The sequence below is a fragment of the Nicoliella sp. ESL1149 genome (genome assembly GCF_058107265.1).
The window spans coordinates 52,966-66,655 of record NZ_JBYLUE010000004.1 but is presented as its reverse complement, the minus strand read 5'-3'; the positions used below and the strand labels follow the sequence as shown (position 1 = coordinate 66,655).

The window sequence follows — 13,690 nt, the reverse complement described above, 5'->3', positions numbered from 1 at the left end:
TGCATCAAATGATGCCAGCGCCGCTAATAGCACTGCTTCAAGTGCCAATAGTGCTGCTGCTTCAAATGCTGCTGCTGCAAGTAAAGCTGCATCAATTGCCAGTTCTGCTGCTAATAATGGTGACAGTTCTGCAGCTGCTAGTGCTGCTAGCGATGCTTCAAACGCTGCCGCTAGTGCTTCTGCTGATAGCTCTGCTGCTAAATCTGCTGCCAGTGCTGCCAGCGATGCTGCTTCTAAGGCTGCCAGTGCCGCATCTAGAGCTGCAAACGATAACTCAATCGCTAGTTCCGCATCAAATGATGCTAGTTCTGCTAACTCTGCTGCATCAAGTGCATCAAGTGCATCCAAGTCAGGTGCTAGTTCTGCTAGTGTTCTTCCAAGTTCTGCTTCCAATCACGCTAGTGCAACTTCTGATGCTGCTAAGTCAGCCGACGCTGATGCAACGTCAGCTAGTCAATATGCTAGTCAAGCTGCCAGTGCTGCTGCCGTAACTTCTGGCTTCAATAGTCAAGCTTCTAGTCAAGCTGCTGCAACATCAACTCTTGCTAGTGCAAATGCTACCAACAGTTTGGTATCTAGTGCTAACGCTGCTGCTAGTGCTGCTGCAGTTCAAGTATCTAACTTCAATGCTGATGCTTCTAAACAAGCAAGTATTGCTGCCAGTGCTTACCAAGTAGCTAGTTCCGCTGCTAATATTGCTGATCAAAACAATGCTAATGCTCAAACTGCGGTTTCGAACGTTAATAGTTTAGTAAGTCAAGCGGTTAGTTATTACAATGCTGGTAACCAATCAGCTGCTACATTCTATGCTGACCAAGCTAGTGCAACTACTTCAACCATGAGCAGTTACGAAACGGCTGCTAGTGCTCAAGCTTCAACTGCTTCATCAGCTACTGCTGTTGCTAAGGCTGCTAGAGACCAAGCAATTAAGGATGAAAATTCTGCTGCTAGTTACGAAGCTGATACCAGTTCCGCTGCTGCTGCTGGTTCCAGTGCTGCTAGTCAAGCTAGTTCTGCTGCTAGTGGTTCCGGTTCAAACAGTAGTAATGCCAGTTCCGCTAAGAGTATTGCAAATAGTGCTACTTCTGGAATCGACAATAATGCTAAATTAGCTAGTCAATATGCTAGTGCTGCTAAATCATATGCAATTGATGCTAATAGTATTACTGCTAGTGCTCAATCTGCATTTAGTAATTTAAGTAGTTTAGCAACAAATAGTACTAATTCTTCTAATAGCGTATTATCTAGTTACGTTGTTGTTGCAAGTGCTGCTATGGCTAAGGTTAACTCTGCTGATTCTGATGCTAACGTTCAATCAAGTATTGCGGTTAGTGCTAATGTTCAAGCTCAAAGTATTAATGCATCAACTTCTACTTTGAACTCAACAATTGCCAGTGCTAATAGTGCTGTTAGTGAAGATGATAGTAAAGCTAATGTTGCTTACTTGGCAGGTAGTACCAGTGATGGGAATGCATTTGCTTCAACTGCTAGTGCTGCTGTTTCAACTGCCCAAAGTGCAGCTCAAACGTTAGTAAACAACTCCAGCGCAATTCAAAGCTATACTACTATTGCCAGTTCTGCTGCTGCTCAAGCATCTGCTGATGTTCAAACTGTATCATTTAATGCAAGCGGTGCTTCAAATGCATCTAGTGCAGCTAGTTCCGCTGCATCTAATGGATCTAAGGGTTCAAGTTCAGCAAGTTCTGCATCTAGTGCGGCCAGTTCTGCTGCTAGCGCAACATCATCTGATGTAATTCTTGCAAGTGGTAATCAAATTGCTGCTTCAAGTTATGCTAAGGTTGCTAGTTCTGCTGCTTCTGTCGTAAGTTCGAATGCTGTTCTTAACGGTAAGACTGCTGATCAAATCAACAGCTACTACAACGCTAACCCAACTAATTCAACAATTAGTAGTGCTTCAATAGTTGCATCCAGTGCAATGGTTGTTATCAATAACGCCAACGCTGATGCTCAACTACAAAAGGCTACTGCTTCGAGTGCTGATTCAGAAGTTAATGATGCTGTTGCCTTGATTAGTTCTGCTAATAGTGTTGCTGTTAGTGCTAATGCTAGAGCAAATGATGCTGCTGCGAATGCTGCTATTGATTACAATGGTGGTGATACTGTTCGTGCAGCTAAGGATACATCATTAGCTGTAGAATATGGCGACATTGCAATTGCCGCTGCATCCAGTGCTGCTAGTGCTGCAACTGCAACTGATAGTTTAACTGTGGTTGGAAAGATTGCTGCAAGTAAAGCCATTTCTGATGAAAGTGCTGCTAGTCTTGCTGCTGCTTCTATGAACAGTGCTGCTGACTCTGCTTCTAATGCAAATAGTTCAGCTAATAGTGGGGCATCAAGTGCTGCTAGTTCTGCTGCTTCTAGTGCTAATAGTGCTAGTTCTTCCGCAACATCATTTAATTCTGCTGCTACAACTGATGCTAAGAATGCAAGTATTGCAAATAACTCCGCTGCCAGTGCTGATAATGCAGTAACTAGTTACTCAAATGATGTTACTTCTAATAGCTCAGTTATGAACAGTTACGTTTCTGCTAACCCAAGCAATGCTGCAATAAGCAAAGCTGCTTCCGATGTTGCTACTGCAAGTTCAGCAATGAACAATGTTAAGAAAGATGCTGATAGTCAATCAAGTATTGCCCAAGCTGCTTATAACGCTGCAAGTACTGATGCAAGTATTACTACTAGTGCTGCGTTTGTTGCTAGTTCAAATGCTAACATGGCTAATACTTATGCTAGTCAAGCTATTGATGCTATCAACAATAACAACATGTCATTGGCAACTTCATTCACGAATAATGCTAAGGCATATGCATCTGCTGCTGATGCCGTAATTTCTGTTGCTAGTTCTGCTGCTACTGACGCCAAAGCGCAAACTTCTACTGCTCAAGTAGCTGCATCTAAGGCCATTGATGATCAAAACTCAGCTAGTGCATTAGATAATCAAGTTAATGTTGATCTTGCTAAGGCTTCAACTGCTAATAATGCTGCTAAATCAGCTAGTGATGCTTCAAGTGCTGCTAGTGCTGCTTCTGGTGCTAATAAAGGAACAGATAGTAATTCTACTGCTACTTCGAGTGCAGCCAGTCAAGCAAGTAATAACGCTAAATCAGCAGGTAGTGATGCAAGTGCTGCATCTAAGGCTGCTTCAAGTGCAGCTAGTCAAGCAAGTGCTGCATCTAAGGCTGCTTCTGAGAATCCTAAGAACAGTACGATGAGTTCTGCTGCAAGTGCTGCTAGTTCCGCTGCCAGTGCTGCTAGTTCCGCTGCCGCTGATGGTTCAAGTGCTGCTTCAATTGCTAGTTCTGCTGCATCTAAGGCCGCTAGTGATAGTAGTAAAGCTAATGATGACAGTAAGGCTGCAAGTGCTGCTAATAGCACTGCTTCTGATGCTGCTTCAATTGCCAGTTCTGCTGCTAATAACGGTGATAGTTCTACTGCATCAAGTGCAGATAGTATTGCTAAATCTGCTGCAAGTGCCGCTAGTCAAGCTAGTGCTGATGCATCCAGTGCTGCAAGTGATGCCGAATCTAATAATAGTATTGCTAGTTCTGCTGCTTCTAGAGCTGCTAATGATAGTAGTGCTGCTGATTCCGCAAATTCTGCTGCAAATTCCGCAAATTCTGCTGCATCTAGTGCTGCTAGTGGATCTAATGCTGGTTCTGGTTCTGCTTCAAGTGCAAATAGTAGTGCTAGTTCCAATGCTTCTACAGTTTCTGCAACTGCTAAGAAGGTTGACGATGACGCTAATCTTGCATCTAGCTATGCTGCTAATGCTAGTTCCGCTGCCGTTGTAACTTCTAGTTACAATAGCCAAGCTTCTAGTCAAGCTGCGATTGCATCTAGTTATGCTGCTGCTAATACGCAAAACAGTGCCGTCAATACTGCTAATAATCTTGCTAGTTCCGCTGCTGTTCAAGTATCTAACTTCAATAGTGATGCTCAAGTTCAAGCAAGCAAGGCTGCTAGTGCTGCTACAATTGCTAGAAATGCTGCTAACAAGGCTGACCAAGATTACGCTAATGCTGTTGCTGCTGTAAGTAGCGTCAATGCATTGACTAGTCAAGCAAACTCCGCTTACGCGATCGGAGCTAACGAACAAGGGAGTCTTCTTAATTCCCAAGCTGCAAGTATGGCTGCTGGAATTACAAATTACAATACGGATGCGGTCAACCAAGGTAGTGCTGCTAAATCTGCTACTGATGATGCGAGTGCTGCTGCATCTAAGGCTGAGGCTGATGAAGCTTCTGCTGCTAGTTATGCTGCAACGGTAAGTAAAGCTACGAGCGATGCCGCTAATGCTAGTGCCGCTGCCAGTGATGCTTCCGACGCATCTAAGGCTGCTAGTGATGCATCTGCTGCTAATAATGGGACTGATAGTAACTCTACAGTAATTAGTTCAGCTTCTGCTGCAACTAGTTCCGCTAGTGTTGTTATCTCCAGTGCTGCTAGTTCTGCTAATAGCATCTCTAGTAAGGCTGCTAGCCAAGCTTCCGAAGCTAATAGTCAAGCTTCTCAATTCCCATCTAACAAGGTAATTAGTTCTGCAGCCAGTGCTGCTAACTCCGCTGCTAGTGCTGCCAGTTCTGCAGCCAGTGCTGCTAATAATGCTAGTGCTGCTGCTTCAAGTGCTAATAGTGCTGCTGCTAGTGATGCTAAGATTGCATCAAGTGCTGCTGCTGACGCTAGTTCCGCTAATACGATTGCATCAAGTGCTGCTGCCGATGCTAGTTCTGCCGCTCAAAAGGGTGACAAGAGCACTGCCAGCAAGGATGCTTCAATTGCTAGTGCGGCTGCTAACTCTGCTAATGCTGCCAGTTCCGCTGCTGCTAGTGCTGCTAGTGATGCAAGTAAGCAAGCATCGAATGCCGCTAGTGCTGAATCAACTGCTTCCAGTGCCAACAGTGCTGCTTCCAGTGCTAGTTCCGCTGCCAGTTCCGCTAATTCAGATGCATCTAGTGCTGCTAGTTCTGCTACTTCTGGTAACAGTTCTGCATCTAGTGCTGCTAGTTCTGCTGCTTCTGATTCTAGTGCAACTTCCATTGATTACAACACTGCAAGTGGTAATGCAATTGCTGCTTCTAGTTACGCTGCCAAAGCTAGTTCTGCTGCTTCAGTAGTTAGTTCTAATGCAATCTTGAACAGTAGTACTGCTAGTGAAGTAAATAGCTTATTCGTTCAAAATAGTTCTAACTCTGATATCAGTAAAGCTAATAGTATTGCTAATAGTGCTATGACTGTTATCAATAGTGCTAATAGTGATGCTCAAACACAAAAGAGCGTTGCTGCTAGTGCAAGAGATAACGTTAACTCGATTGTAAGTGCCATCTCAAGTGAAAACGTTGCCGTATCTACTGCTGCTAGTCTTGCTAATAGTGCCTTTGTTCAAGCTTCATTTGCTTACACATTAGGAAATGGTTCTGCTGCTAGTCAACAAACTAGTATTGCTCAATCAGCTGCTAGTGATGCCCACGCAATTGAAATCAGTGCAGCTAGTTATGCTGCTGCAACTACTAGCTTAACGGATGTTGCTAGTTCAGCTGCTAGTCAAGCTGAAGTTGACGAAAATACTGCTAGTGTTGCTGCTGGTTCATTGAACAGTGCCGCTAGTGATGCAAGTAAGGCTGCTAGTTCTGCTAATAGTGGTGCATCTAGTGCTGCTAGTGGTGCCAGTGGTTCTGCTTCCTCGATTAGTGCTGCTACATCAACTGCTGCTAAGGGTGCTGATGCTGATGCATCTAAGGCCCAAAGTTATGCTAATGATGCATCCAGTGCTGATTCAGTTGTTAACAGCTATGCTAATGATGCTGATGTTCAAAGTAAGGCAATTGCTACAATTGCTAATGATCCAATCAACAGTGGGAACCCAGTTATTTCTAGTATCACGAGTGCTATGGTTTCTAACATGAGTTCCATGGCTACCCTTAAGAGTGATGCTGATGCTCAAAAGAGTGCTGCCAGTTCCGCTGCTGTAACTGCTCAATCAGCTGCCAGTGTTGCTAACAATGAAAACTCAATTGCTAGTTCCAATGCTAATATGGCTAGTGTATTTGCTAGTCAAGCTAGCGATGCAATCAAGGCTGGCAATATGATCACAGCCCAATCTGCAATTTCAACTGCTAATAGCTATGTTGCTAATGCTAGTGCAGTTGTAAGTTCAGTTAATGCTGCTAGTGACGCCGCTGCTAATGCAACTGCAATTGCATCAACTGCTGCAAGTAAGGCTGAATCCGATGAATCTGCAGCCAGTGCTTTGAATGATAAGATAAATAGTGCTGCTAGTTCCGCTGCTAATGCTAGTGCTGCTGATAGTAGTTCTTCTCAAGCATCCAATGCCGCTAGTTCCGCTGCTAGTGATGCTTCTGGTGAATCTGGTGCAGGGTCTAATTCTGCTAGTGCCAGTTCCGATAGTGCTAATACTAGTTCTGCTGCTAGTGGGGCAAGTAAAGCAGCATCAAGTGCCGATAGTGATGCTAGTGCGGCAAGTAAATCTGCTAGTGAAGCAAGTTCTGCTGCTAATAATGTTCCTGGTAACTCAGCTGCATCCAGTGCTGCTAGTGCTGCTGGTTCTGATGCAAGTAAAGCTGCCAGTGCTGCTAGTGATGCTAAGTCTGCTGCCAGTGATGCTAGTTCTGCTAACAATGATGCTAGTTCCGCTAATAGTGCCGCTAGTTCTGCATCTAATGCTGCTAGTTCCGCTGCAAGTAAAGCTGCTAGTGCATCCAATGCTGCTAGTTCCGCCGCATCCAAGGGCGATAGTTCTGCTGCTAAGTCAGCTGCCAGTGCGGCCAGTTCCGCTGCATCTGATGCATCATCAGCTAGTGCAGCTGCTAAATCCGCTGCTAGTGCTGCATCTAGTGCTGCTAGTCGAGCAAAGAGTGATTCAAGTAAGGCTGATTCGGCTAACTCAGCTGCTAGTGACGCATCCAGTGCTGCTAGTTCCGCTGCCAGTGCTGCATCCAGTGCTGCCAATGGTGGTAAGTCTGGTGCTAGCTCAGCTAATAGTCTTCCTGGATCTGCCTCAGGTAAAGCTAGTGCAACTAGTGTAATTGCTAGTTCAGTTGATGCAGATGCTAATAAGGCTGCTAGCTATGCTCAAGACGCCAGTTCTGCTGCTAACGTAACTTCTAGTTATAATAGTGTGGCTACTAGTCAAGCTGCTGCAACTTCAAGTCTTGCTAGTGCAAATGCTAAGAACAGCTTAGTCAATAGTGCTAACAAAGCTGCCAGTGCTGCTGCTTCCGCAATTAGTAGTTTGAATGCTGATGCTCAAAGTCAAGCTGTCATTGCTAGTTCCGCTGCTGTTACAGCAAAGAATGCTGCTAATAAGGCTGATAACGATGACACCAATGCTCAATCAGCAGCTCAAAGTATTAATGCCTTAGTTAGTTCTGCTGTAAGTTATTACAATGTTGGTAACGTTGCTACTGGAAGTATTTACTATGCTCAAGCTAGTGTTGCTACTTCGAATATGGATAGTTTCGTAAATGATGCCACTGCCCAATCTAAAGTTGCTTCAGATGCAACTGTAATTGCATCATCTGCTGCTGCTAAGGCTGAAGCAGATGAAAAAGCTGCTTCAAGTTATGCAGTTACTGTAACTTCTGCAAGTAGTGCTGCTAATAGTGCTGCTAGTCAAGCTAGTGGTAATAGTTCCGCTGCTTCTGGCAACAGTTCTGCTGCTAGTTCAGCTGAAACAATTACTAATAGTGCTGCATCTGGTGCTAATGTTAATGCTTCTGCTGCTAATAGTTACGCTAGTGAAGCTAAATCATATGCCGTAGTTGCTAATAGTGATACTACTTCTGCTGAAAAGGCCAATGCTAGTGTTGCTTCTCTTGCATCTGCAAACTCCGCTAATGCTTCATTAGCTAGTTATGCTGCTATAGCTAGTTCAGCAACCTCAGTAATCAGTTCTGCTGATGGCGATGCTCAAGTTCAATCTAGCATTGCAAGTAAAGCTGCTAGTGTGGCTAATAGTATCAATGCTTCAACTGCTACTTTGAGCTCCACGGTTTCGAGTGCTGCTGTTGCAGTAAGCAATAATGATAGTTTAGCTAACTCTGCTTACCTAGCAGGAGACATTGCATCCGCTAATAGTTACTCGACTGTTGCTTCTACAGCTGTAATTGTTGCTAGTGAGGCTGCTTCCTCAATGGCTGCTAACTCAGATGCAATTGCAATTCAAACTAACATTGCAAGTTCTGCTGCTTCTCAAGCTGATAAGGATGTTCAAACGATCAGCCTTAATGCTAGTGTAATTAGCAGTGCATCTAATGCTGCTAATTCTGCTGCTAACGGTGGTAAGAGTGGTGCCAGTTCTGCAAATTCTGCATCTGGTTCAGCCAGTTCCGCTGCAAGTGCAACTACTTCTGATGTTGCAACTGCCAGTGCAGATCAAGCACTTGCTTCTAAGTACGCAAGTGAAGCTTCAAGTGCTGCAGTAGTTGTTAGTTCCAATGCTTCGATTGATAGTCAAACTGCTGGTTCTATCAACAGCCTATTAAATAATGATCCTTCTAACGCTACTATTAAGTCTGCTGCTTCGATTGCTTCAAGTGCAATGATTGTTGTTAATAGTGCTAATAGTGATGCTCAAAGTCAAAAGAGCATTGCGGTTAGTGCCGATAGCACAGTTGACGCTCAAGTTGCTGTCGTTAGTTCCGCTAATGCTGCTGCTCAAAGTGCCAATGCCATGGCTAACTTCATCGCTAGTCAAGCTGCCGTAAACTATAACAATGGAAATCTTTCCAGTGCTATGGATCAAACTTCAGCAGTTCAATCATATGCTTCCATTGCAGTTGCTAATGCTTCTGCTGCCAATGCTGCTGTCATTAACATCAAGAGTTTGAATGTCGTTGGTAATTCGGCTGCCAGTCAAGCGATTGCTGATGAAAGTGCTGAAAGCTTAGCTACTGCTAAGTTGAACAGTGCTGCTAGTGATGCTTCTAATGCCGCTCACAGTGGTAATAGTTCAGCATCAAGTGCTGCATCAAGTGCCGCAAGTTCTGCTAATAGTGGTTCTGCAAGTGCTGCTTCATTCAACTCCGCTGCTAATGCTGATGCTTCTACCGCTCAGAGTTATGCTTCTGAAGCATCTAGTGCTGATAATGCTGTAACTAGTTACTCCAACGATGTTGATGCTCAAAGTGCTAACATGAATAGCATCGTTGCTGATAATCCAACTAACTCAATCGTTGCTTCTATCGCTTCTGATTTGAAGAGTACTCAAGCTTCAATGACAAGTGTTAAGGCAGATGCTGATAGTCAAAACGTAATTGCCAGTGCTGCTGCAAGTGCTGCTAAGAATGATGCAAGTGTAACAGCAAGTGCTGCTCAAACTGCTAGTTCTGCTGCTAACATGGCTAACTTTGTTGCTAGTCAAGCTGCCAGTGCCGCTAGTGCAGGTAACACTGCTGCTGCTAGTTCATTAAATAGCCAAGCAATAAGTTATGCTAGTGCTGCTCATGCTGTAATTGATGCGGCTAGTGCTGCTGCTTCCGATGCTGCTGCACAAACTACTAAGGCATCCAATGCTGCAAGTCAAGCTATCATCGATCAAGCTAAAGCTTCTGCTCTTGATAGCCAAGCCAAGGTTGATGTTCAAAACGCTTCTAAGGCTGCTAGTGCCGCAAGTTCCGCTGCTAGTGGTGCCAGTGGTAATAGTAGTACAGCAAATTCTGCTAAGTCGATTGCTAATAGTGCAGTTAGTGCTGGTAGTACTAATGCTCAATCAGCAAGATCTTATGCTAATACTGCTGATAAAGATGCTAAGGCTGCTTCTTCCAATGCTGCAAGTGCTGCTAAAGCAAATGCTAGTGTTGCTAGTCTTGCTGCTGCTAATTCTGCTAACCAATCACTTGTAAGTTATGCTAACGTTGCTAATGCCGCTAATGCATCAGCTACTAGTTATGCTACCGATGCTGCTTCTCAAGCAAGCATTGCTAATAGTGCTGCTAGTGCTGCTGAAGCTACTAACAACTCAAATACTAGTTTGAACAATGTTGTTTCATCAGCTGCTAATGCAGTTGCTCAAAACGATAGTTTAGCTAACAAGGCATACTTAGCTGGAAACAATGTAATTGGTGACAGGTATGCTGCCTTAGCTACCAACGCCGTTGCTGCTGCTGAAAATGCTGCTCAAAGTATCTTAACGAATGCTTCTGCAATTAGTTCTGATACTTCTGTTGCCAGTGTTGCTGCAAGTCAAGCTGCTAATGATCTTGCTAACACAGTCATTGCTGCAAGCATCGTTAATAGTGCCAGTTCTGCAGCCAGTTCTGCTGCTTCTGGTGCTAAGAGTGGTGCTAGTTCTGCTAGTTCTGCATCCAGTGCCTTCAGCTCTGCTGCAAGTGCAATTATTGTTGATTACAGTGTTGCTAGTGCTAACCAAAATGCAGCATCCAGTGCTAACTCAATTGCTAGTTCTGCTGCTTCAGTTGTTAGTTCTAATGCTGTAAACAATGCTCAAACTGCAAGTGCTATCAATAGTTACTACAATGTTGATCGTTCGAATGCAGCTATCAAGTCTGCTAATGAAGTTGCATCTAGTGCAATGACAGTTATCAACAGTGCAAATAGTGATGCACAAATTCAAAAACTTGCTGCGGCTACTGCTTACAGTAACGTGGTATATCAAACGAGTGTTGTTGCTTCCCTCAGTGCTGCAATTGCTGCTCAAGCCGGTAATGTTAATAATAATTATGCATTAGCTCAATCAGCTATCAATGCTGGGAATGTTTCTGCTGGTGCTACCTTTACTAGTCTTGCAGAATCATTAGCAAGTGTGGCTGTATCGAATGAAGCAATTGCAAAGAATGCTGCTAATGAAACTACTAGTTTAACGAAGGTTGCTCAAAGTGCTGCTTCTCAAGCTCTTTCTGATGAAAAGACAGCAAATGTCGCTGCTGCTTCATTAGACAGTGCTTCAAGTGCTGCTAGTTCTGCTGCTTCTGGTGCTAATAGTGGAGCTTCCAGTTCTGCTAGTTCTGCAAGCTCTGCTGCTTCGAATGCTAGTTTCGTAACTTCTAGCTTTGCTTCCGCTGCTAATGCCGACGACAAGGCAGCAAGTATTGCTGCTAGTCAAGCATCGAGTGCCGCTACAATTGTAACTAGTTATGCTAATAACGTTGCTTCTCAATCAGCAACAATGAGTAGTTACGTTGCCGGTAATCCTTCTAACGCTACCATTTCAAGTGTTGCTAAGAACTTACAAAGTGCTTCAGCAGCCTTGAATAACGTTAAGAGCGATGCGGATATTCAAAATAGAATGGCTAGTTCGGCTTACGATGTAGCAAGTTCTGCTGCTAGTGTTGCTAACAGTGCCTCCAGTGCTGCTAGTTCAAATGCTAACATGGCTAGCGTATTCGTTAGTCAAGCCAATGCTGCAATTAGTGATGGAAACACTGGATCTGCCAATGCATTTGCCAAACAAGCTTCTAGCTACGCTAATGCTGCTAATCAAGTAATTAATGCTGCTAGTGATGCTAAGAATGCTGCTTCTGTTGCTACTTCAACTGCTCAAAGTGCTGCTAAAGCAGCAATCGATGATCAAGCTAAGGCAAAAGATCTAGACAGTCAAGCCAATGCTGATATTAATTCTGCTGCTGCTGCCAGTGCTGCTGCTAGTGACGCATCTAAGGCCTCAAGCGCTGCATCGAGTGCTGCATCTAACAATTCCAGTGCTGCTTCAAACAGTAGTAGTGCTTCAAGTGCTCATTCTGCAGCAAGTTCCGCTTCAAGTGCAGCAAGTTCCGCAGCATCAAGTGCTAAGTCTGATGCTTCTGGTGCTAGTTCTGCAGCAAGTCAAGCTTCAAGTACAGCTTCTAATGCTTCTGGAAACAGTGCAGCCAGTTCTGCAGCTAGTCAAGCATCCAGTGCTGCTTCTACTGCAAGTTCCGCAGCTAGTCAAGCTTCAAATGATTCATCTGCAGCTAGTTCCGCAGCTAGTCAAGCATCTAATGATTCATCTGCAGCTAGTTCTGCAAGTAAGGCTGCAAGTTCTGCAGCTAGTCAAGCTTCAAGTGATGCAAGTAAAGCTAGTTCCGCTGCTCAAAGTGGTGATAGTTCTGCTGCATCCAGTGCTGCTAGTGATGCAAGCAAGCATGCCAGTGAAGCCAGCTCTGCTGCCAGTCAAGCATCCAGTGCTGCTAGCGCTGCAAGTAAACATGCTAGTGAAGCAAGTTCTGCTGCTTCTGCTGCATCGAGTGCTGCATCAATTGCATCGAGTGCTAGTTCAACTGCTAGTTCTGCTAATAGTGCCGCTAGTGAAGCAAGTTCTGCTGCTAAGTCAGCCAGTTCAGCTTCCAGTGATGCTAGTTCTGCTGCTTCTAATAATTCTAGTGCTAGTTCTGCATCGAGTGCTGCTAGTTCCGCTGCTTCTGGTGCTTCTAGTAATTCGAGTGCCGCATCGAGTGCCGCCAGTCGAGCTAGTTCTGCTGCATCGAGTGCTGCAAGTGATGCAAGTAAAGCCAGTTCAGCTGCTTCAAAGGCATCTGGAAATAGTGCAGCATCGAGTGCTGCTAGCCAAGCCAGTTCCGCTGCCAGTCAAGCATCCAGTGCGGCAAGCAAAGCTGCCAGTGATAGTAGTGCTGCTAGTTCTGCTGCATCTGCCGCATCCAGTGACAGTAGTGCAGCATCGAGTGCTGCTAGTCAAGCAAGCTCAGCTGCATCTACTGCATCGAGTGCTGCTAGTGCGGCAAGCAAGGCTGCTCAAAGTGGTGACAGTTCAGCTGCTTCAAGTGAAGCTTCGATTGCATCAAGTGCTTCATCCGCAGCATCGAGTGCTGCTAGTGCCGCTAAATCTCATGCTTCAAAGGCATCTGATGAAAGCAAGGCTGCTAGTTCCGCTGCTAGTGCTGCTAGTGATGATAACAGTATTGCTAGTTCCGCTGCTAGTCAAGCATCGAGTGCGGCAAGCAATGCATCGAGTGCTGCTAATGTAACACCAAGTAGCTCAAGTGCAACACCATCGAGCAGCTCAGCAACGCCAAGCAGTTCAAGTGCAACACCATCGAACAGCTCAGCAACGCCAAGCAGTTCAAGTGCAACACCATCGAGCAGTTCGGCAACGCCAAGCAGCTCAAGTGCAACACCATCGAGTAGCTCGGTAACGCCAAGTAGCTCGAGTGCAAAGCCATCAAGCAGTTCTGTTGCACCAAGCAGTAATGCTAGTTCAGCTAATAATGGTAGTGTTACCCCTGCATCTAGTTCATCAAGTAGTAATGCTGGTTCTGGTGAATACACTCCTGGAATTCAACATCTTTACAGTACTAAGGATGTTCAAGTTTACACCGAACCAGATGTAAACAGTCCACGAGCTGAATACTATGATGCCGAAAAGGTTAAATATGCCAAGGTATTTAGAATTATTGGTCAAGTAACTAAGAATGGTAGAACATTCTACAAGTTGGCTAATGGTAAATACATTCTTAAGACAGCATATCTTCACAGTATTTACTATCAAAAGGCTGATAACGTAAGAAGAATTAAAGTTACTAAACGTGGTGGTATTCAAATTCACAGAAGTAAGGACTTTAGCGATAAGGGTAAATGGATTGCTAAAGGTCGGACACTTAATATTGTTAAGACGGTAACACAAGGATCAATTACTCGTTTCTACCTTAGCAATGGTGGTTACATCACAAGTAACAAGAAGTTTGTTAAATCTATTTAA

The 13,690-nt window shown here is 44.5% G+C and carries 1 protein-coding gene (cut by a window edge); it reads left to right on the top strand.

What is annotated here, in order from left to right; genetic code table 11:
• A protein-coding gene (locus AC3B6G_RS06450) for a DUF5776 domain-containing protein (RefSeq protein WP_489849590.1) crosses the window boundary here: on the top strand, positions 1 to 13,690 show its final stretch. 20,621 nt of this gene lie to the left of the window's left edge; 13,690 of the gene's 34,311 nt are visible here — the last part of the coding sequence; its start codon lies beyond the left edge, outside the window; the stop codon is at positions 13,688 to 13,690.